The sequence below is a fragment of the Nucisporomicrobium flavum genome (assembly GCF_016464385.1).
In the GTDB taxonomy this organism is placed as follows: Bacteria; Actinomycetota; Actinomycetes; order Mycobacteriales; family Micromonosporaceae; genus Actinoplanes; species Actinoplanes flavus_A.
The window spans coordinates 77,600-97,074 of sequence record NZ_JADMLH010000009.1 but is presented as its reverse complement, the minus strand read 5'-3'; the positions used below and the strand labels follow the sequence as shown (position 1 = coordinate 97,074).

Annotated in this window: 19 protein-coding genes and 1 pseudogene; 16 read left to right on the top strand and 4 right to left on the bottom strand. The window is 74.5% G+C overall.

Going from position 1 to position 19,475, the window contains the following annotated elements:
• The first annotated feature begins 15 nt into the window (after nucleotides 1–15).
• The 4 genes from IT780_RS22130 to IT780_RS22115 all read left to right on the top strand — a co-directional run bounded on the left by IT780_RS22130 (nucleotide 16) and on the right by IT780_RS22115 (nucleotide 3,830).
• Complete coding sequence (locus IT780_RS22130; RefSeq protein ID WP_199513534.1) at nucleotides 16–576, top strand: helix-turn-helix domain-containing protein; 561 nt, start codon at nucleotides 16–18, stop codon at nucleotides 574–576.
• Nucleotides 573–1,838: an MFS transporter gene (locus tag IT780_RS22125; RefSeq protein WP_199513533.1), complete on the top strand. Its 1,266-nt coding sequence runs from the start codon at nucleotides 573–575 to the stop codon at nucleotides 1,836–1,838. Before IT780_RS22130 ends, IT780_RS22125 begins: the two co-directional genes overlap by 4 nt.
• A gap of 71 nt (nucleotides 1,839–1,909) precedes the next feature.
• Nucleotides 1,910–2,119 (top strand): hypothetical protein, encoded by a 210-nt coding sequence (locus IT780_RS22120; RefSeq protein ID WP_199513532.1) that lies wholly within the window; start codon nucleotides 1,910–1,912, stop codon nucleotides 2,117–2,119.
• 79 nt (nucleotides 2,120–2,198) lie between these two features.
• Nucleotides 2,199–3,830, top strand: coding sequence for a replication-associated recombination protein A (locus IT780_RS22115; protein WP_199513531.1), 1,632 nt, complete (start codon nucleotides 2,199–2,201; stop codon nucleotides 3,828–3,830).
• A 1,007-nt stretch (nucleotides 3,831–4,837) separates the two neighbouring features.
• Here the strand turns inward: IT780_RS22115 and IT780_RS43205 are convergent.
• Complete coding sequence (locus tag IT780_RS43205) at nucleotides 4,838–6,328, bottom strand: hypothetical protein (protein ID WP_199513530.1); 1,491 nt, start codon at nucleotides 6,326–6,328, stop codon at nucleotides 4,838–4,840.
• A gap of 591 nt (nucleotides 6,329–6,919) precedes the next feature.
• Nucleotides 6,920–7,201 (bottom strand): hypothetical protein, encoded by a 282-nt coding sequence (locus tag IT780_RS22105; protein ID WP_199513529.1) that lies wholly within the window; start codon nucleotides 7,199–7,201, stop codon nucleotides 6,920–6,922.
• 57 nt (nucleotides 7,202–7,258) lie between these two features.
• Here IT780_RS22105 and IT780_RS22100 point away from each other — a divergent pair, with 57 nt between their 5' ends.
• The 9 genes from IT780_RS22100 (at nucleotide 7,259) to IT780_RS22060 (ending at nucleotide 15,940) form a co-directional block, all read left to right on the top strand.
• Entirely contained in the window at nucleotides 7,259–8,008 is a 750-nt protein-coding gene (locus IT780_RS22100; RefSeq protein ID WP_307831312.1) for a hypothetical protein, read from the top strand.
• 134 nt (nucleotides 8,009–8,142) lie between these two features.
• Nucleotides 8,143–8,601, top strand: coding sequence for a DUF948 domain-containing protein (locus IT780_RS22095; RefSeq protein ID WP_199513528.1), 459 nt, complete (start codon nucleotides 8,143–8,145; stop codon nucleotides 8,599–8,601).
• Nucleotides 8,602–8,635: 34 nt separating this feature from the next.
• Entirely contained in the window at nucleotides 8,636–8,938 is a 303-nt protein-coding gene (locus IT780_RS22090; protein ID WP_199513527.1) for a hypothetical protein, read from the top strand.
• Nucleotides 8,935–11,619, top strand: coding sequence for an alanine--tRNA ligase (alaS, locus tag IT780_RS22085; RefSeq protein ID WP_199513526.1), 2,685 nt, complete (start codon nucleotides 8,935–8,937; stop codon nucleotides 11,617–11,619). The genes IT780_RS22090 and alaS overlap by 4 nt, the downstream gene beginning before the upstream one ends.
• A gap of 16 nt (nucleotides 11,620–11,635) precedes the next feature.
• Nucleotides 11,636–12,097: a Holliday junction resolvase RuvX gene (gene ruvX / locus IT780_RS22080; protein ID WP_199513525.1), complete on the top strand. Its 462-nt coding sequence runs from the start codon at nucleotides 11,636–11,638 to the stop codon at nucleotides 12,095–12,097.
• A complete protein-coding gene (gene mltG / locus IT780_RS22075) occupies nucleotides 12,094–13,278 on the top strand; it encodes an endolytic transglycosylase MltG (protein WP_199513524.1) in 1,185 nt (394 codons plus the stop codon). The genes ruvX and mltG overlap by 4 nt, the downstream gene beginning before the upstream one ends.
• Nucleotides 13,251–14,120, top strand: coding sequence for a shikimate dehydrogenase (locus IT780_RS22070; RefSeq protein WP_307831311.1), 870 nt, complete (start codon nucleotides 13,251–13,253; stop codon nucleotides 14,118–14,120). The genes mltG and IT780_RS22070 overlap by 28 nt, the downstream gene beginning before the upstream one ends.
• Before the next feature lie 132 nt (nucleotides 14,121–14,252).
• Entirely contained in the window at nucleotides 14,253–15,431 is a 1,179-nt protein-coding gene (aroC, locus tag IT780_RS22065; RefSeq protein WP_199513523.1) for a chorismate synthase, read from the top strand.
• On the top strand, nucleotides 15,431–15,940 hold the full coding sequence (locus IT780_RS22060) for a shikimate kinase (protein ID WP_199513522.1): 510 nt from the start codon (nucleotides 15,431–15,433) through the stop codon (nucleotides 15,938–15,940). Before aroC ends, IT780_RS22060 begins: the two co-directional genes overlap by 1 nt.
• Here IT780_RS22060 and IT780_RS22055 read toward each other — a convergent pair.
• Nucleotides 15,911–16,609, bottom strand: coding sequence for an alpha/beta fold hydrolase (locus IT780_RS22055; RefSeq protein ID WP_199513521.1), 699 nt, complete (start codon nucleotides 16,607–16,609; stop codon nucleotides 15,911–15,913). The two genes, IT780_RS22060 and IT780_RS22055, sit on opposite strands and share 30 nt — an antisense overlap.
• On the opposite strand from IT780_RS22055, the pseudogene IT780_RS43610 reads away from it, so the two are divergent.
• Both IT780_RS43610 and IT780_RS43605 read left to right on the top strand, forming a co-directional pair.
• Nucleotides 16,600–17,229, top strand: a pseudogene (locus IT780_RS43610) (helix-turn-helix transcriptional regulator); the annotation flags it as partial. The gene IT780_RS22055 and the pseudogene IT780_RS43610 sit on opposite strands and share 10 nt — an antisense overlap.
• A gap of 274 nt (nucleotides 17,230–17,503) precedes the next feature.
• Complete coding sequence (locus tag IT780_RS43605) at nucleotides 17,504–17,677, top strand: WCX domain-containing protein (RefSeq protein WP_443678586.1); 174 nt, start codon at nucleotides 17,504–17,506, stop codon at nucleotides 17,675–17,677.
• Here the strand turns inward: IT780_RS43605 and IT780_RS22045 are convergent.
• Nucleotides 17,607–18,314 (bottom strand): Clp protease N-terminal domain-containing protein, encoded by a 708-nt coding sequence (locus IT780_RS22045; RefSeq protein ID WP_199513520.1) that lies wholly within the window; start codon nucleotides 18,312–18,314, stop codon nucleotides 17,607–17,609. The genes IT780_RS43605 and IT780_RS22045 overlap by 71 nt on opposite strands.
• A gap of 69 nt (nucleotides 18,315–18,383) precedes the next feature.
• Here IT780_RS22045 and aroB point away from each other — a divergent pair, with 69 nt between their 5' ends.
• Nucleotides 18,384–19,460 carry a 3-dehydroquinate synthase gene (gene aroB / locus IT780_RS22040; protein WP_199513519.1) on the top strand — a complete coding sequence of 359 codons (1,077 nt, stop codon included), beginning with the start codon at nucleotides 18,384–18,386 and terminating at the stop codon, nucleotides 19,458–19,460.
• The last annotated feature ends 15 nt before the right edge of the window (nucleotides 19,461–19,475 follow it).

Genomic DNA, 19,475 nt, shown 5'->3' with positions numbered 1-19,475 from the left:
ACTATTGTGCTAGATATGGAACAGCGTGAGGTCCACCTCGATGCCCAGCAGATCCGCGTGCTCGCCCACCCGCTGCGGTTCCGGCTGCTGGGCCGGCTGCGGCTGGACGGGCCGGCCACGGCTACCCGGCTGGCGCAGGCGCTGGACACCAACACCGGGGCGACCAGCTATCACCTGCGGCAGCTGGCCGACGCGGGTCTCGTCGTCGAGGAGGAGCGGCCCGGCGGCGGCCGGGAACGCTGGTGGCGCTCCGCGCACGAGGTGTCGAGCTGGCAGCGCGACAACTACACCGGCGACCCCGACGCGACCGCCGCCTCCGACTGGCTCGAGGGTCGTGCCCTGGAGTTGATGGTCGAGAACGCCGAGGCGTGGCAGCGTGCCCGCGACGACGAGTCCCCCGAGTGGCGCCAGGCCGCCAACTTCTCCGACTACGGGCTCAACCTCTCGCCGGAGCAGCTGAACGACCTGCAGGCCGAGCTCGCCGCGGTCGTCGAGCGCTATCGCGAGGCCGGCCCGGCGGCGGGCGCCAGGCAGGTCTTCTTCTACATGTACGCGCTGCCGAGGGTCGACAAGTGACCGCCGCCCAGGCGCGCCGCCGCTTCCTCGTGCTGATCGCCCTGCGCTGGCTGCCGGTGGGCCTGATGATCCCGGTGATCGTCCTGCTCCCGCTGGAACGCGGGCTGACCCTCGCCCAGTACGGCTCGGCCGCCGCCCTGCAGGGCATCACCGTGCTGCTGCTCGAGCTGCCGACCGGTGGCCTGTCCGACGCGCTCGGCCGCCGGCCCGTGCTGCTGCTGGCCGGCGCCGTCGACATCGCCGCGCTGACGCTGCTCACGGTCGCCGACTCGGTGGCGCTCTTCGTCGTCTTCTACGTGCTGCAGGGCGTCTACCGCGCGCTCGACAGCGGACCCCTCGAAGCCTGGTACGTCGACCACGCGCTGGCCGCGGACGACCAGGCGGACATCGAGACCGGGCTGAGCCGCAGCGGCGCGGTGCTCGGCATCGCCATCGCGGCCGGCGCGCTCCTCACCGGCGGGCTGGTCGCCCTCGGCCCGATCGGCCCGGTCACCGCGCTCAGCCTGCCCGTGTACGTCGCCCTCACGCTGCAGATCGTCTCCATGGTCGCCGTGGCGACGCTGATGACCGAGGAGCGCCGGGGCCGGGGTCTCGCCGCGCTGGCCGCCTCCGTCCGCGGGGTCCCGGCGGCCGTCGGGGGAGCGCTCCGGCTGCTGCGCCGCTCCCGCGTCATCGTGGCGCTGGTCGCGGTGGAGGTCTTCTGGGGCTTCGGCATGATCACCTTCGAGAGCCTGACCCCCGTACGCCTGGCCGACGTGCTCGGCGATCCCACCGAGGCATCGGCGCTGATGGGCCCTGTCGGGTCGGCGGCCTGGCTCGCGTCCGCCGCCGGGGCCGCGCTGGTCCCGTTGCTCGCCCGCCGGATCGGGGCGCCCTGGACCGGCTTCACCCTGCGGATCCTGCAGGGGCTGACCGTCGTCGGCATGGCCGTGTTCGCCGGACCGGTGGGCGTCGTCGCGGCGTTCCTGATCTGCTACACCGTCCACGGCGCCGCGTCGCCGGTCCACAACGGACTGCTGCACCGGCAGGTCGACGGCCCGTACCGGGCGAGCCTGCTCTCGCTGAACTCGATGATCAGTCAGCCCGCCGGCGCGCTCGGCCTGGTCGTGCTGACGGCGGTCGCCGCGCACGTGAGCCTCGTGGCGGCGCTGCTGCTGGGCGCCGCGGTGCTGGCGGCCGCCGCTCCGCTCTACCTGGTGGGCCGGCGCGCCACGCCGGAAACCGTGGCGGCGGGACCGCAGGAGGTCGTACCCGCGCCGTGATGGGGTTTGCGTGCGACCAGCGCCCGGGTATGAGCAGGCCAAGTGCTCTCACCCCCCACATGGAGGACCCCATGCTCGCGATCGCCGCGGCCGTCGTCTTCGGTATCTACCTGCTTCTCGACCTGTTCGACGTGAAGACGACCGACCTGTTCAACTTCCCCACCTTCGCCTCGCTGGGCCTGCTGCTGCTCTCCCTCTACCTCGCCGGTGTCGGCAGCGGCCCGCGCTCCGGCTCGGGCAGCGGCCGCCGCTTCTACGGCCGGCGCCCCGGCCGCGGCTGACGAACCGCGTACGGTATCCGGCCCGTCCTCAAAAGGTGCATTTCCGGCACCGGAGGGCGGGCCGGTACTGTCGGTGCCGATGGATTTCGACGGACTGTTCCCCCTGGACCGGCCGGGCGGCGTCCGCACCGCGTCGCCGGGCGGTGCGGAGTCCGGCCTCACCCGCCCGACGGCCGACTCGCCGCTGCCGGTGCGCATGCGCCCGGCCGGGATCGACGAGCTCGTCGGCCAGCGCCACGTGCTCGCCCCAGGCGCCCCGCTGCGCCAGCTCGTCACCGGCACCACCCCGATGTCGGTCATCCTGTGGGGCCCGCCCGGCACCGGCAAGACCACGATCGCGCACCTCGTCGCCGCGGCCACCGACCGCAAGTTCGTGGCCATGTCCGCGCTGACCGCCGGGGTCAAGGACGTCCGCGCCGTCATCGACACCGCCCGCCGCGAACGCCGCGCGGGCGGCCCGCCCACGGTGCTGTTCATTGACGAGGTGCACCGCTTCAGCAAGACGCAGCAGGACTCGCTGCTGGCCGCCGTCGAGGACCGTACGGTCACGCTGCTCGCGGCCACCACGGAGAACCCGTACTTCTCGGTCATCTCGCCGCTGCTCTCCCGCTGCGTGCTGCTCACGCTGCAGGCGCTCAACGAGGACGACGTACGCCACCTCATCCGCCGCGCGGTCACCGACGAACGCGGCCTGGGCGGCACGGTCACGCTCGCCCCGGAAGCCGAAGATCATCTCGTACGCCTGGCAGGCGGCGACGTCCGCAAGGCGCTGACGGCGCTCGAGGCGGCGGCCGCGTCCGCGACGGCCCAGGGCGCCGCCGAGATCGACCTCGCCACGGCGGAGAAGGCGGTCGACGTCGCGGCCGTGCGCTACGACCGCGACGGCGACGCCCACTACGACGTGACCAGCGCGTTCATCAAGAGCATGCGCGGCTCCGACCCGGACGCGGCCCTGCACTGGCTGGCCCGCATGCTCGTGGCCGGCGAGGACCCCCGCTTCATCGCCCGCCGCATCGTCATCTTCGCCAGCGAGGACGTCGGCATGGCGGACCCGCAGGCGCTGCTCGTGGCGACCGCCGCGGCCCAGGCCGTGCAGTCGATCGGCCTGCCGGAGGCCCAGCTCAACCTGGCACAGGCGGTCGTGCACCTGGCCACGGCCCCCAAATCCAACACCGTCACGACCGCCATCTCCGCCGCGATCGCCGACGTCCGCGCAGGCCGCGGCGGTCCGGTCCCGCCCCACCTGCGCGACGCCCACTACCCGGGCTCCCGCGGCCTCGGCCACGGCAAGGGCTACCGCTATCCACACGACGACCCCAGGGGAGTTGTGAGGCAGCAGTACGTGCCGGATGATCTGATCGGCGCGGACTACTACACCCCGACCGACCACGGCGCCGAACGCGCGGTGGCGGAGCGCTTGCCCCGGCTCCGCAAGATTGTCCGGGGCGCCGCGGCCGCTTCCGGCGGCCCGGGTCTTTCCGGGGCCTCGGGCGCTGGGGCTTCGGGCGCTTCTGGGGCCTCGGGCGCTGGGGCTTCGGGCGGCTCGGGTGCTTCCGGGGCTTCGGGCGCTGCGGCGTCGCCTGGCGCCGGGCCGGCCGGGCCGTCGGGTGATTCCCGCGCTGCCGCGGGGGCGGCGGGTTCGGCCGGGACTTCCTCCGAAGTCCCGGAGGGTGACGACAGCGGCACAGCCGCCGGAGAGGACCAGCCGTGAGCAGGCGCGGTGCCGAGCCTGACGACTACGACGACCAGCGGGCCGAACAGACCGGCCGCGGTCGCCGCCTGTTCGGCCGCGGTCGCCCCGAGCCGGTCGAGCCCCAGGAGGTCTCCGGCGAGGAGACCGGCTGGCTCGACGACCTGCGCACGGCCAAGGAGCGGGGCGGCGCCATCGGCCCCGGCACGGCACCCGGCGAGGGCCGCACCAGCAAGAGCGGCCGTACCGCCCCCGGCCCGGACGACCCGGCCGCCAACGACCCGTTCCCGCCCCTGCCGACCTCGGCACCACCCGCCTCCCGGCCGTCCTCCGGCGCGCCGACGCCGGCACCCCGCTCACCCGCCGCGCCCCCACCGCCGCGAGGCACCCGCGCTGCAGCCGCACCCGGTTCGCCGGCCGCTCCGCGCGGCGCTGCCATGCCTCCTTCCCCTGCCGGCCCCCGCGGTGCTGCCGCGCCGGGTTCGCCCACCGGTTCCCGTGGCGCTGCCGCGCCGGGTTCGCCCACGGGTCCCCGCGGTGCTGCCGCGCCGGGTTCGCCCACCGGCCCGCGGGGTGCTGCCGTGCCGGGGTCGCCCGGCCGGTCGGGCATGCCTCCGGCGCAGGGCCCTCGCGGTGCTGCCCCGCCCCCCGCGCAAGGCGGCCCCCGAGGCGCTGCCACGCCACCCGGTCCCGATCCCCGCGGCGCCGCACCACGCCCCGGCCGCCGTGCCGCGCCCGACGCCGATGCCCCGGCACCCGGCCATGGCCGCCGGCAGATCGACCCGCAGCGGGCCGGCGGCATGCCGCCCGGTTCCTTCCCGCCGCCGGGCTCCCCGGCAGCCGCCGGCTACTCCACCGGCGGGTTCCCGGCTGCCCGGCCGGCCTCCGGCGTACCCGCCTCGGGCAACGCCCCGGAGGTCCCGGCCGCCCGGCCGACCTCACCGGCACCGCCCGCCGGCCGCCACGAGACGCCGCCCGCAGGCCGTCGTGGCGCGCCGCCGCAGGCCCCGCTGCCGGGCCGCCCGGTCTCACCCACGGGCCGCGGCTCCCGCCACCTCGACGACGGCCCCCGCCAGCCCGGCCACGCCGCCCCGCCACCCACCGGCACCGGCCCGATCCCGTCCGGTCGTGCGGGTCAGGTGCCGCCCGGTGGCACCGGCCCGATCCCGTCGGGTCGTGCGGGTCAGGTGCCGCCCGGTGGCACCGGCCCGATCCCGTCGGGTCGTGCGGGTCAGGTGCCGCCCGGTGGCACCGGCCCGATCCCGTCCGGTCGTGCCGGTCGATCCGGTCCGGTCCCGCGCGGTGGCCATTCCGCGCCGGACCAGGTGGGCGGCCATGCTGCCCCCGATCAGGTCGGCGGCTTCACCACCGGCGGGCGCCGCGGCCCCGGCCCGGCGCCGTCCGGTCCGGCCGGCCGGCACGAGAGCCCGGCCGCTCCCGCGGGCCGGCACGAGATCCCCGGCGCCCCCACGGGCCGCCACGACGGTCCCGTGGGTCGGCACGACGGCCCGGGCGGACCCGCAGGTCGTCACGAGGGTCCCGGTGCCCCCGCAGGCCGGCGCGAAGCACCCGGCGGCCCCGCACCGGCGGGCCGGCATGAGACCAGTGGCGGTGCCGCGCGCCCGGTGAGCAGCGCCAGCCGTCCCGTCTCCGCCATCCCCGGTGCCGACGGGCCGTCGTTCGGTTCCCGCAACACCGGCGCCGCCGGCCGGGCCCGTCCCGACGGTCACCCGGGCGATCAGAGCGGCCGGCACGGACGCCCCGACGCCCAGGAGGAGCCGGGTACGGGCTTCGGCCGCCACACCGGCCCGCTCCCGTCCGGCCGCACCGGCCCCACCCCGGGCCGCCGTGGGCAGGGACCCGGCGGTGACGGCGGCACCGGCCCGATCACGCCACCGGCGCGCGCGTCGGCGGCGGTCGTCCCGCCCGTCGTTCCCGGTCGTGAGGGCGTACGCAGCCCCGCGGTCCCCGGCCGCGCAGGCGCCATGGCAGGCAGCACGTCCGGGGTGATCGGCACGACCGGCCAGATCGCGCAGGCCGGCGCCCGTACGCCCGGAGCGCCCCCGCGAGGCACGGGACGCGTCGCCCGCCCCGGCCAGCCGCCCCAGAACCAGCCCGGCGCCCGCCCCACCCCCGACCAGCCCGGCCGCCCGGGACCCGACCAAGCAGGCCGCCCGGGTGCCGAGCAGCCCGGCCGCCCCGGCCCGCTGCAGCCCGGCCGCCCCGGGGTCGACCAGCCCGGCCGTCCCGGCGTCGACCAGCCCGGCCGTCCCGGTGCGCCGCAGCCCGGCCGCCCCGGGTCTGAGCAGCCCGGTCGTGCCGGTGGTGGGCAGCCCGGCCGTGCCGTTCCCGGCCAGCCGCCCCAGAACCAGCCGGGTGGCCGCCCCGCCCCGGGCCGCGCCACCCCCGGCGGTCCCGTGCCGGGCCACCAGACAGGCCAGCAGACTGGCCCGCAGACCGGCCAGCGGACCGGCCCGCAGACCGGTCGAGCGGCCGCGGGCCGAGCCGTCCCCGGACAACCCGCCGGAGCCCCAGGCCCCGGGATGCCCGGCAGCGTGACCGGCCCCGGCATGCCCGGCGGCGGAGCAGGCCCCGGCATGCCCGGCGGCGTCGCGGGCCCTGGCATGCCCGCCGGACTCGCTGGTCCCGGCAGGCCCACGGACTTGGCGGGACCGGGTGCGCCCGGCCGCGCCCCGGTGACGCCCACCGGCCCGGACGGCACCGGCCCGTTGCCGGGCACCCCCGCCCGGCGTGGCGGTGCGGGCAGTGCCGGCCCGGTTTCCGGCGTTCCCGGCCGCCGTGGCGGTGCGGGCAGTGCCGGCCCGGTCTCGGGCGTCCCCGGCCGGCGCGGCGGGGCAGGCAGTGCCGGCCCGGTTTCCGGCGTTCCCGCCCGGCAAGGCGGTCCCGGTGCCCCCGGCCCGGTTCCCGGTGTCCCCGGCCCGGCCTCCGGTGCTCCCGGCCCGGTCTCCGGTGCGCCGGGTCCGGTCTCCGGTGCCCCGGGCCGCCGCGGAATGGCAGGCAGCGCGGGCCCCGTGTCCGGCGTACCCGTCGACGTCCCACCCGGCCGCCCAGCCGCCGAACCCATCGCCCGCCGCGGAACAGCCGAAGTGTCAGGTGGCCGCGGAACCGCCGAGGTGCCCGGCCGCGGCACGGCCGACATCCCAGGTCGCGGCACGGCCGACATCCCAGGCCGCGGCACGGCCGACGTACCAGGCCGCGGCACAGCCGACGTACCAGGCCGCGGCACAGCTGACGTGCCGGGTCGCCGTGGAACCGCTGAGGTCCCCGGCCGCGGACCCGGCGAGGTCTCCGGCAGCCGGGCCGCCGCGAAGGTCCCCGGTGGCAGAGCCGTCGCCAAGGCCGTACCCGTCGGGCCGCCGGCCGCCCCCCACGCGCCCGGCACTGACGTTCCCTCAGGCAGGGCCGTCGCGGCGGTCAGCGCCGGGCGGGTGACTGACGATGCTCCCGCCGTACGGTCGGCCACGGCCGGCGATGAGCAGGAAAGCGGCGGGCCGCTCGGTGGTCTGCGCGGGGCGCGGACGGAGCTGCGCCGGCAGATGCGGGCCAAGCGCCGCCTGCGGGTGCTCACCCTGGTTTCGCTGAGCGTGCTGGTCCTGGGCCTGCTGCCGGTGTTCTTCGGGGTCTGGTCGGCGACCCGCGACCCGGTGTTCACCTCGCTGGATGCCCTGAACGTGCCGGCGTGGGCCGACAAGCAGGCCGAGGACCGCAGCAGCGGCAGCCGGTGGTGCTTCCTGGACTGCAGGTTCCGGGAGCGGATCGCCCAGTCGGAGCGGCCGTTCGAGGAGACCAACCAGGCGTACGCGGCCGCGTTGACGTCCGCCGGCTGGAAGGTCCGCGGCGGGGAGTGCACCGATCAGCCCACCACCGAGGGCAAGTACAGCTGCTGGACGCGCGACGAGTTCACTCTGGACCTGTGGGTACGCCTGCCCGAGTGCGCGGTGGACGCCGTCGCGGCGCAGGATCCGGACACCGTGCCGTCCGTCGGGCCCGATGGGGTGGTGGAGACGCCCGACCCGAAGAAGTGCACCGGGTCGACCGTCAGCATCAAGGTGCAGAACGCGGTGACGGACGAGCGCGGCAAGCCTCAGCCCGCCGTGGATCCCTCGCTGATCGGCGTGACGCCCGACCCCGTGCTGACGAACGATCCCCTGCTGGAGCCGAGCCCGTCCGCGAGCTGAGAGCGGGCCGCGGGCCGACACCCAGAGCGGGCCGCGGGCCGACACCCACGGCGTCGTGACGCGGTCCGCGGTGACGGACGGTAGGGTCTGCACGTTGTCACGCAAAGCGGCCGTCGGTAGAGGAGACGCGTGTAATGAACGCCGGAGAAATCGCAGGCCTGATCGCGGCGGGCGCGTTCCTGATGCTCGTGCTGGTGCTCGCCGTGCCGATCCTGAAGATGCGGCACACCGTGGACGCCGCGACCCGGGCGATCAACGACCTGACCGACCGCACCGGCCCGCTGCTGGGCAACGTCACCGAGACGGTGGACAGCGTGAACACCGCGCTGGGCCAGGTGCAGGTCTCTTTGGACGGTGTGAACGTCCAGCTCGCGAAGATCGACACGATGACCGAGCACGCCCAGAACGTCACCGCCAACGTGGCGAACCTCGTCACCGTGGTGTCGGCCGCCGCCGCCAACCCGCTGGTCAAGGTCGCGTCCTTCGGGTACGGCGTGCGCAAGGCCGCCGCCGCCCGCCGGCACGCCGAGGAGGAGCGTGACGTCCGCGCCTCCCTGAAGCAGCGCCGCCGGGCCGCGCGCGCGTCCCGTTGACGTCCGGCCCGCCACAGAAACCGGAGAGAAGACCATGAAGCGGTTGCTCTGGCTGGGCGTGGGCCTGGCCGTCGGTGCCATCGTCGTCCGCAAGGTCACGAAGAAGGCGAACGAGTTCACCCCCTCGGGCATCGCCACGTCGCTGTCGGAATCGGCTGGCGGCCTGGTGGAGTCCCTGCGTAGCTTCGTGGAGGACGTGCGCGAAGGCATGGCCGAGCGCGAGCAGGAGATCCACGCGGCGTTCGCCGCGGGTGAGCTGTACGAGGACAGGTTCGCCGACCTCCGTGACGACGAGGACGGCACACACGGGCGCCACGCCCAGGAGGGTCAGCGATGAAGACGGCGGAGATCAAGCGGCGCTATCTGGCGCATTTCGAGGCCAACGGGCACACGGTCGTGCCGAGTGCCCCGCTGCCCGCCATCGACGACCCGAACCTGCTGTTCATCAACGCCGGCATGGTCCAGTTCGTGCCGTTCTTCCTGGGCCAGCGGGCGGCGCCGTACCAGCGCGCGGTCAGCGTGCAGAAGTGCATCCGCACGCCGGACATCGACGAGGTCGGCAAGACCTCCCGGCACGGCACGTTCTTCCAGATGAACGGCAACTTCTCGTTCGGCGACTACTTCAAGGCGGGCGCGATCCCGCTGGCGTGGGAGCTGTCCACGAAGCCGGTGGAGGAGGGTGGCTTCGGCCTCGACCCGGAGAAGATCTGGGCGACCGTCTACCTGGACGACGACGAGGCCATCGACATCTGGCGGCAGACCGGCATGCCCGCCGAGCGGATCGTGCGCCGCGGCAAGAAGGACAACTTCTGGTCGATGGGCATCCCCGGCCCCGCGGGCCCGTGCTCGGAGCTCTACTACGACCGCGGACCGGCGTACGGGCAGGAGGGCGGTCCGGAGGTCGACGAGGACCGCTACCTCGAGTTCTGGAACCTCGTCTTCATGCAGTACGAGATCGCCGACGTGAAGAGCAAGGAGGAGTTCCGGATCGTCGGTGACCTGCCGAAGCAGAACATCGACACCGGCATGGGCCTGGAGCGCATCGCGTCGATCCTGCAGGGCGTCGACAACCTGTACGAGATCGACGAGGTCCGGCCGATCCTCGCGCGCGCGGCGGAGCTGACCGGCAAGACGTACGGCGCGCACTCCGGCCACGCGGCCAACCAGTCGCACCCGGACGACGTGCGGCTGCGCGTGATCGCCGACCACGTCCGCACCGCGCTGATGCTCATCGGCGACGGCGTGACCCCGAGCAACGAGGGCCGCGGCTACGTGCTGCGCCGCATCATGCGCCGCGCGATCCGGTCGATGCGGCTGCTGGGCTGGCAGGCGCCCGCGCTGCCCGAGCTGCTGCCGGTGGCGCGCGACTGCATGGCGCCGTCGTACCCGGAGCTCGAGAAGGAGTTCGAGCGGATCTCCACGTACGCGTACGCGGAGGAGGACGCGTTCCTGTCCACGCTGCGCGCGGGCACGACGATCCTCGACACCGCGATCACGGACACCAAGTCGAAGGGCGGCAAGGCGCTCTCCGGCGACCAGGCGTTCCAGCTGCACGACACGTACGGCTTCCCGATCGACCTGACCCTGGAGATCGCGCAGGAGCAGGGGCTCAGCGTCGACCAGGAGGGCTTCCGCCGGCTCATGGCGGACCAGCGGGCCCGCGCGAAGGCGGACGCCGCGGCGCGCAAGACGGGGCACGCGGACCTGTCGGCGTACCGTTCGGTGCTCGACGCGGGCGGCCCGGTCGAGTTCACCGGTTACGCCGAGGTCTCCAGGGAGTCGCGGGTCCGGGCGCTGCTCGGCAGCGGCGGCTCGAGCCTCGCGGCGGCCGGCGAGGGCGACTACGTCGAGCTGGTGCTCGACAGCACCCCGTTCTACGCCGAGGGCGGCGGCCAGCAGGCCGACACCGGCCTGATCAACGTGGGCGGCGGCCAGGTCGAGGTCGTCGACGTGCAGCAGCCGCTCCCGGGCCTGATCGTGCACAAGGCGCGGGTGGTCCGCGGTGAGGTGCGCGCGGGTGAGGCGGGCTTCGCCGAGATCGACGTGACCCGGCGCAAGGCGATCTCCCGGTCGCACACCGCGACCCACCTGATCCACCAGACGATGCGCTCGTTCCTGGGGGAGTCGGCGACGCAGGCGGGATCGCTCAACGCGCCCGGCCGGCTGCGCTTCGACTTCAACACCCCGGGCGCCGTGCCGCACAGCGTGTTGCACGACGTCGAGCAGCAGGTCAACGAGGTGCTGCTGCGGGACCTCGAAGTGCACGCGTTCATCACCTCGCAGGAGGAGGCGCGCCGGCTCGGCGCGATGGCCCTGTTCGGGGAGAAGTACGGCGACGAGGTCCGAGTGGTTGAAGTCGGCGACTACGCGCGTGAACTCTGCGGCGGCACGCACGTCGCCCGGTCGGGCCAGCTGGGGCTCGTGAAGATCCTCAACGAGTCGTCGATCGGCTCCGGCGTACGCCGGGTCGAGGCGCTCGTGGGCATCGACGCGTTCGGCTTCCTGGCCAAGGAGCACCTGCTGGTCAGCCGGCTCGCGGAGATGTTCCGGGTGCCGGCCGACCAGGTGGGCGACCGGGTCGAGCAGACCGTCACGGCGCTGCGCGACGCGGAGAAGGAGCTCGAGAAGATGCGCGCGCAGATGGTGCTCGGCGGTGCCGGTGCGCTCGCCGCGCAGGCCCGGGACCTGAGGGGCGTGGCGTACGTCGGCACCGAGGCACCGGAGGGCGCGGCGACCAACGATGTGCGTACCCTTGCCCAGGAGATCCGCGGCAAGATCGACTCCGGGCGTCCGGCGGTCGTGGCGGTCGCGGCCCGCGCGAACGGCAAGGCGTCACTGATCGTAGCGGTGAACGCGACGGCGAAGAGTCGTGGCCTGTCCGCGGCGGACCTCGTCAAGGGCGCGCTGTCCGGGCGGGGCGGCGGCAACGCCGACCTCGCGCAGGGCGGCGGAGTCCCCGCCGACCAGGTCCCCGCGCTGCTGGCCGCGGTGGAGAAGGCGGTCGGCGACGCCGCCTGAGAGGGAGGGTGGGCCGATGAGCGCACTGCCGCGGGGTAGGCGGCTGGGCGTGGATGTCGGTAAGGTGCGCGTCGGGGTCGCACTCAGTGACCCCGACGGGATCCTGGCCACCCCCCTGGTCACGGTGCCCCGTGACATGGCGGCGGCGCCCGACGCCGTCCCCGGCGACATTGCCGAGCTCGTCCGTCTCGTGGGGGAGCACGAGGCGGTGCAGATCGTGGTGGGCCTCCCGGTGCGTCTCAACGGCGCCGAGGGACCTGCCGCCATAGACATCCGTGGGTACGCTGAGCGGCTGGAGCGGGCGGTCGGGCCGGTTCCCGTCGTTCTGACGGACGAGAGGATGTCGACCGTTGTCGCGACCCGTAGGCTCGCCGAGCGAGGAGTCCGGGGCAAGCGGCAACGGGCGGTCGTCGACCAGGCGGCCGCGGTGGAGATCCTGCAGAGCTGGCTGGACGCACAGCGGAGGCAGACGAGATGATCGACGAGCTGGACCTGGCGTTCGACGAGCAGGCGGAGAAGGGTAAACCCCGGCACCGCCGGGGCCGAGGCGGCGGCAAGGGCGGCAAGGGCAAGTCCGCCGTCGCGTTCCTCATGGTCTTCATCCTGCTCGGCGTTCTCGGCGTCGGTGGTTACCTCGGCTACGAGAAGATCAAGGGCTTCTTCACCGCCGCGGACTACGACGGCTCCGGCACCGACCCGGTGCAGGTGTCGCTCGGCAAGGGCTCGCTGACCGAGATCGGCAACACGCTGGTGGACGCCGACGTGGTCAAGAGCACCGCCGCGTTCACCCAGGCGGCCGAGGACAACCCGCGCGGCAAGAACATCCAGCCGGGCACGTACAACCTGCGCAAGCAGATGTCGGCCAAGGACGCCGTGACGCTGCTGCTCGACCCGAAGGCGCGGGTCAGCAAGGGCGTGACGATCAAGGAGGGCCTGACCGCCCAGGAGATCTACGCGACGCTCTCCAAGGCGACCAAGGTGCCGGTGAAGGACTTCGAGACCGCCGCGAAGGACCCGCAGGCGCTCGGCGTACCCGACTTCTGGTTCAACCGCCGCGACGACAAGAAGGCGTCGGGCACCATCGAGGGCTTCCTGTTCCCGGACACGTACGAGTTCGACCCGAAGGCCACGGCCGCGGACATGCTGCGCGTGATGGTCGGCAAGTTCATCGACACCACCACCGACATCAACTTCGTGAAGACCGCCGAGGGCAAGCTGTCGGTGTCGCCGTACGAGGCACTGATCGTCGCGTCGCTGTCCCAGGCCGAGTCCGGCACCGCCGAGGACCTGCCCAAGGTGGCCCGGGTCGCCTACAACCGGGCGTACAAGAAGAACATGCCGTTGCAGTTCGACGTGACGACCAACTACTGGCTGCAGCTGCAGGACAAGGGCCGCAAGCACTCGGGCAAGATGTCGGACGCCGAGCTGAAGGACCCGAAGAACCCGTACACCACGGAGCTCAAGGTGGGGCTGCCGCTCGGCCCGATCAACAACCCGGGCAAGGCCGCGCTGGAGGCCGCCGTGAAGCCGGCGGTCGGGGAGTGGCTGTTCTTCGTCGCGATCGACCCGAAGACGAAGAAGTCGGCGTTCGCGGTCACCAACGCCGAGCACGACGCGAACATCCAGCGGGCGTGCCGGAACGGGGTCCCGCTCTGCTGACGCACGGTTCGGGCCCCCGGCGGGCCGCGGTGTGCGGCAAGCCCATCGGTCATTCGCTCTCGCCGGTCATCCACGCCGCGGGTTTCGCCGCGGCGGGGCTGTTCGACTGGTCCTACACGGCCATCGAGTGCGCCGAGGCCGAGCTTCCCCAGCTCGTGGCCGGTCTCGGCGCCGACTGGGCGGGCCTGTCGCTGACCATGCCGCTCAAGGAAACCGCCCTGACGCTGGCCGCGGAGGCGTCGCCGGTCGCGCTCGCGACGGGCGCGGCCAACACTTTGGTACGGCGTTCCGACGGCACCTGGTACGCGGACAACACAGACGTACCGGGCATGCTCCGGGTCCTGAACGACGCGGGGCTGCCCACCGGCTCGGGTCCCGCCGTCGCGGTGCTGGGCGGTGGTGGCACGGCCCGCGCCGCCCTGGCAGCCGCCGCTCACCTGGGCACGACCGAGGTGTCCGTGGTGACCCGCCGCCCGGAGGCCCGGGCGGAGCTCGCCCCGGCGGCCGAGGCGCTCGGCGTGACGATCCGCGGGGTGGACTGGGCCGAGGCGGCCACGGTTTTCGACGCCGACGCGGTCATCTCGACGGTCCCGAAGGGCGCCGCGGACGCCCTCGCCACCCAGGTCACCTGGCGCCCCGGCGCGGTCCTCTTCGACGCCATCTACGACCCCTGGCCGACCCCGCTCGCCGAGGCGGCGCTGGCGCACGCCGTCCGGGTGGTGTCCGGCCTCGACCTGCTGCTGGCCCAGGCGCTCGGCCAGTTCGAGCAGTTCACCGGCGTCCGGCCGGCACCGGAGGCGGCGATGCGCGAGGCCCTCGCGGCCGCCGCCGGCGTCCGCTGAGCGGCGCACCCCGCGTCCGCTGAGCGGCGCACCCGCGTCCGCTGAGCGGCCCGAGGTCCGCGGAGCGTCCGGCTGGCGGGACGGTGGTGGCCTGGCGGCGGAGCGGGACGCTGACGTGCCAGACTGTGACCCGTGTTGCGTTGGCTGACCGCAGGTGAATCGCACGGCCCGGCGCTCGTCGCCATGATCGAGGGCGTGCCCGCCGGGGTGCGGGTGACGACCGGGGACATCGGCCGTGACCTGGCGCGCCGCCGGCTCGGCTACGGTCGCGGCGCCCGGATGAAGTTCGAGCAGGACGTCGTCGAGGTGATCGGCGGGATCCGGCACGGGCTCACGATCGGCAGCCCGGTGGCGATCCGCGTCGGCAACTCGGAGTGGCCGAAGTGGGAGACCGTGATGGCCGCCGACCCGGTCGATCCGGAGGAGCTGGCCGCGCAGGCGCGCAACGCCCCGCTGACCCGTCCGCGGCCCGGCCACGCCGACCTGGCCGGCATGCAGAAGTACGGGCACACCGACGCCCGGCCGATCCTCGAGCGCGCCAGCGCCCGGGAGACCGCCGCGCGCGTGGCCGTCGGCGTGGTGGCGAAGGCCCTGGTCGAGCAGGCGCTCGGCATCCAGATCGTCTCGCACGTCATCGAGCTGGGCTCGGTGGCCGCGAAGGCGGGGCTCGTGCCGACGCCGGACGACGCCGAGCGGATCGACGCCGACCCGCTGCGCTGCCTGGACCCGGAGGCGAGCGCGCGGATGGTGGCCGAGGTCGACGCGGCGAAGAAGGACGCGGACACCCTCGGTGGCATCGTGGAGGTGCTGGCCTACGGCGTACCCCCGGGTCTGGGGTCGCATGTGCAGTGGGACCGCAAGCTCGACGCCCGGCTGGCCACCGCCCTGATGTCGATCCAGTCGGTGAAGGGCGTGGAGATCGGCGACGGCTTCACGCAGGCCCGCTCGCGCGGCTCGGTCGCGCACGACGAGATCATCCCGACGCCCGAGGGGGTGCGGCGGGTCACCGACCGGGCCGGCGGCCTGGAGGGTGGCATCACCAACGGCGAACCGCTGCGGGTACGCGCCGCGCTGAAGCCGATCTCCTCGCTGAACCGGGCCCTGCAGACGGTCGACGTCGTCACCGGTGAGCCCGCGACCGCCATCAACCAGCGTTCCGACGTGTGCGCGGTGCCGGCCGGCGCGGTGGTCGCCGAGGCGATGGTGGCGCTGGTGCTGGCCGAGGCCGCCACGGAGAAGTTCGGCGGCGACTCGGTGGCGGAGATCCGCCGCAACCTCGCCGGGTACTTCGACTCCCTGCTGATCCGCTGATGGCGCCCGCCGCGGTGTTCGTCGGCCCGCCCGGTGCCGGCAAGACGACGGTCGGGCAGGCCGTGGCCGCGCTGCTCGGCGTCGAGTTCGCCGACACCGACCACCTGGTGGAGGAGAAGGCGGGCAAGCCCATCCCGGAGATCTTCATCGACGACGGCGAGCCGGAGTTCCGCCGCCTCGAGCGGGAGGCGATCGCCGGGTCGCTGGCCTCGTTCGGCGGGGTGCTGGCGCTCGGCGGCGGGGCGATCCTGGACGAGGGCACCCGCGACGCGCTGCGCGGGCACACGGTCGTGTACCTGTCGGTCGAGCTGTCCGACGCGGTGAAGCGGGTGGGCCTGGGCGCGGGCCGGCCGCTGCTGAGCGTGAACCCGCGGGCGACGCTGAAGTACCTGATGGATCAGCGCCGCCCGCTGTACGCGGCCGTGGCCACGCACACCGTGCCGACCGACGGCCGCACGCCGGAGGCGATCGCCGCGGAGCTAGCCGACCTGCTCAAGGTGGCCGGCTAGCGCCTCCGGCTCGCTGAGCATCGGCCAGTGCCCGGTCGGCAGCCCGACCACGTCCGCCTCGGTCAGCTCGGCGAAGAACGGGTGCCCGGCCGCTGCCATCTCGCGTACCTGCTCGAGCGGGAACGTGCAGGCGATCAGCGTGGTCGGCAGGTCTTTCGAGGTGGCGTGTGCGCCGAGCGGCTGGCGTACGGACGCAGCCGGGTGCGGGGTGCTCAGCCGCCGGAGCCGGTCGAGCGCGATGTCGTCGAGGCCCGCGAGCAGCACGGGGTCCGCGCCGGCGTCCCAGTCGCGCGGTGGGACGGTGTCACCCTCGGCGGTGCCCCCGGAGACGGCCAGCTGGGAGGTGCCCTCGGGGAGCGGGCCGCTGTCCACGTACACGATGTGCCTGATCCGGTCGCGGACCCGCAGCGCGGCCGCGCTGACCGGCATGCCGCCGTAGCTGTGCCCGACGAGCACGACGTCGCGCAGGTTCTCCGCCTCGATCAGCCGGACCACGTCCTCGGTGTGCAGGTCCAGATCCGTGCCGGGCCCCAGCAGGTGGGCGCGGTCGGCCACCCCGGTCAGGGTGATCGGGTACACCTCGTGACCCCTGGCGCGCAGCGCTGCCGTCACGTCGCGCCAGGCCCAGGCGCCGATCCACATCCCCGGAACCAGTACGTATGTCGTCATGCGGCCGACGCTACGACCAATACCGGACCGTTCCCGCCCGCATTGGGCGGAGAATGCTCGGCATGCCGCATCCCGCCTCCCGAGTGCTGGCCATGCTGGAGCTGCTCCAGGCCCACCGCAGGATGACCGGCCGGGATCTGGCCGCCCGGCTGGGCGTCGACGAACGCACCGTCCGCAGGTACGCGGCCACGCTCGACGACCTGGGCATCCCGGTGACCGCGGACCGTGGCCGGTACGGCGGCTACCGCCTGTTGCCGGGGTTCAAGCTGCCGCCGCTGATGCTGACCGACGAAGAGGCGGTCGCGGTGGTGCTCGGCCTCGTCGCCGCCGGCCGGCTCGGGCTGACGACCGGGAGCCCCGCCGCGGCCGCCGCGGAAGCGAAGATCACCCGGGTGCTGCCCGCGGCGCTGGCCGGACGCCTCGCCGCCCTGCGCGCCAGCCTGGGCCTCACGCTCCGGGCGCCTCGCGACCCCGCCGCGGACCCGGGGACCGACCTGCTCCTGGCCCTCGGCGCCGCGACCCGCGCCCGGCAGGTGATCGCCCTGACGTACCGGTCCGGCCCTCGCCGCGTGGACCCGTACGGGCTGGTCTTCCACTCCGGACGGTGGTACCTCGTCGCGCACGACCACCGGCACGGGGACGTCCGCTCGTTCCGTCTCGACCGGATCGCCGCCGCGGAGCCGACCGGCGAGTCGTTCGAGCCGCCGCCGGGCTTCGACGCCGTGGCGCACGTGACCCGCCAGTGGGCCGGCCTGCCGTGGCGGTGGGAGGTCGAGGTGCTGCTCGAGGCGGACATCACCGAGGTGCGGCGGCGCGTGCCGGCGGCCGTCGCCGAGGTCGCCGAGGACCCGCGCGGCGTGCTGCTGAGCTGCCGTGCGGAGAGCCCTGCCCGGCATGGCCCACCTGCTCGCGGGGCTGGGGTGGCCGTTCACCGTGCTGCGCCCCGCCGAGCTGAGGACGGCCGTCGCCGAGCACGCCGCCCGGCTCGCCGATTTCGCTAGGCGAGGCGATTTTCCAGGGCCTCGATCCGGCGTACGAGCGGAGCCAGTTCCGCCCGCACGGCCGTGAGCAGGCCTTCCGCGGGCGGTTGGGCGGCCGTGGTGGCGCGCAGGTGGGCGAAGCCGATGAGCGCCGCGGTGACCGCACGCCGGGTGGAGCGGGGGTCCGCGCCGACGTCCCGCAGCGTGCGCCCGGCGAGGCCGTCGGGCTCGCCGGCGAGGCCGATCAGCAGATGCTCGCAGCCCACGTAGTTGTGCCCCATCCCCACCGCCTCGCTGACGGTGAGTTCCACGGCGTTCGCCGCGGCCGTGCTGAACCGCAGCCCGTCCCCGCCGCCCGGCTCGGCGCCGTCGGGAACGGCGATGGCGGCCGGGTCGATCTCCATCGCGGAGAGCACCTGCAGGCCGAGGTTGGCGCCTTCGGCGATCATGCCGTGCAGCAGGTGCCCGGTGGTCACGGTCGCCGACCCGGTGGCGCGGGCGCGATCGATCGCCAGGGACACGACCGTGACCGCCCGGGCGGTGAACTGCGGCAACCGCGCGGCCAGCCCGTCCGCGTCGAGTTCGCCCAGCACGGTCTGCCGGGCCGCGGTGACCCGGCGTACGGCCTGGTCCAGCGCCCGCTGGCAGATGGCGGAGACGGGCAGGCCCGCCTCCCGGACCGCGTCGGCGAGGTCGTCGGGGAGGTACACGTTGATTTTCGGCATGAGCCATGTGTAACCCGCATGGGGTTATCTGTCTATAACCCCATATCCGCGCGACTAGCATCCCCTGCGATGGACGACGTGACCCGAATCCCCGTGGCCGGCGACCGGCCGTACGACGTGCTCGTCGGTCGTGGCCTGCTCGCCGCCCTGCCGGCGCTGACCGACGGCGCCGTGCGCGCCGCGATCCTGCACGCCCCGCCGCTCAAGCACCGCGCGGAGGCCGTGGCCGAGGCGCTGCAGGAGGCCGGCCTGCGCCCGCTGCCGATCGAGGTGCCCGACGCCGAGGCCGGCAAGACCGTCGAGGTCGCCGCGCGCTGCTGGGACGAGCTGGGCGCCGCCGGCTTCACCCGGACGGACGTCGTGGTCGGCGTCGGCGGGGGAGCGGTCACCGACCTGGCCGGCTTCGTCGCCGCAGGCTGGCTCCGGGGGGTGCGCTGGGTGCCCGTCTCGTCGTCGCTGCTCGGCATGGTCGACGCCGCGGTGGGCGGCAAGACCGGCGTCAACACCGCCGCCGGCAAGAACCTCGTCGGCGCGTTCCACCCGCCTGCCGGGGTGCTCTGCGACCTCGACCTGCTCGCCTCGCTGCCCGCGGACGACCTGGTGGCCGGGCTCGCCGAGGTGGTCAAGTGCGGCTTCATCGCCGACCCGGCCATCCTCGACCTGGTGGAGGGCGACCCCGCCGCGGCCGCCGACCCGGCGAGCCCGGTGCTGCGCGAGCTGGTGGAGCGGGCGATCCGGGTCAAGGCCGAGGTGGTCGGGGCCGACCTGCGCGAGTCCGGCCTGCGGGAGATCCTCAACTACGGCCACACCCTCGCCCACGCGATCGAGAAGCACGAGCGGTACGCCTGGCGGCACGGCCACGCGGTCGCGGTCGGCCTGGTGTACGCGGCCGAGCTCGCCCGGCTGACCGGCGCGCTGGACGACGCCACAGCCGCCCGGCACCGGGCCGTGACGTCGCTGCTCGGCCTGCCGGCGTCGTACCGGACGGACGCCTGGCCCGAGCTCCTCGCGGCCATGCGCGTCGACAAGAAGGCCCGCGCGGACACCCTGCGCTTCGTCCTGCTCGACGGCCTCGCGAAGCCCCGCACTGTGGCGATCTCCGACGAGTCCGTGCTCGAGCGCGCGTACGCGGCGGTGTCGGCATGACCGACCGCACCGAAC

Excerpts from the sequence above, each read along its gene's own strand:
- IT780_RS22120 (WP_199513532.1), top strand. The coding sequence starts at position 1,910 with ATGCTCGCGATCGCCGCGGCCGTCGTCTTCGGTATCTACCTGCTTCTC.
- mltG (WP_199513524.1), top strand. The coding sequence starts at position 12,094 with ATGATCGACGAGCTGGACCTGGCGTTCGACGAGCAGGCGGAGAAGGGT.
- IT780_RS22090 (WP_199513527.1), top strand. The coding sequence starts at position 8,636 with ATGAAGCGGTTGCTCTGGCTGGGCGTGGGCCTGGCCGTCGGTGCCATC.
- alaS (WP_199513526.1), top strand. The coding sequence starts at position 8,935 with ATGAAGACGGCGGAGATCAAGCGGCGCTATCTGGCGCATTTCGAGGCC.
- IT780_RS22060 (WP_199513522.1), top strand. The coding sequence starts at position 15,431 with ATGGCGCCCGCCGCGGTGTTCGTCGGCCCGCCCGGTGCCGGCAAGACG.
- IT780_RS22115 (WP_199513531.1), top strand. The coding sequence starts at position 2,199 with ATGGATTTCGACGGACTGTTCCCCCTGGACCGGCCGGGCGGCGTCCGC.
- aroB (WP_199513519.1), top strand. The coding sequence starts at position 18,384 with ATGGACGACGTGACCCGAATCCCCGTGGCCGGCGACCGGCCGTACGAC.
- IT780_RS22095 (WP_199513528.1), top strand. The coding sequence starts at position 8,143 with ATGAACGCCGGAGAAATCGCAGGCCTGATCGCGGCGGGCGCGTTCCTG.
- IT780_RS22045 (WP_199513520.1), bottom strand. The coding sequence starts at position 18,314 with ATGCCGAAAATCAACGTGTACCTCCCCGACGACCTCGCCGACGCGGTC.
- IT780_RS22130 (WP_199513534.1), top strand. The coding sequence starts at position 16 with ATGGAACAGCGTGAGGTCCACCTCGATGCCCAGCAGATCCGCGTGCTC.
- IT780_RS43605 (WP_443678586.1), top strand. The coding sequence starts at position 17,504 with ATGGCCCACCTGCTCGCGGGGCTGGGGTGGCCGTTCACCGTGCTGCGC.
- IT780_RS22055 (WP_199513521.1), bottom strand. The coding sequence starts at position 16,609 with ATGACGACATACGTACTGGTTCCGGGGATGTGGATCGGCGCCTGGGCC.
- ruvX (WP_199513525.1), top strand. The coding sequence starts at position 11,636 with ATGAGCGCACTGCCGCGGGGTAGGCGGCTGGGCGTGGATGTCGGTAAG.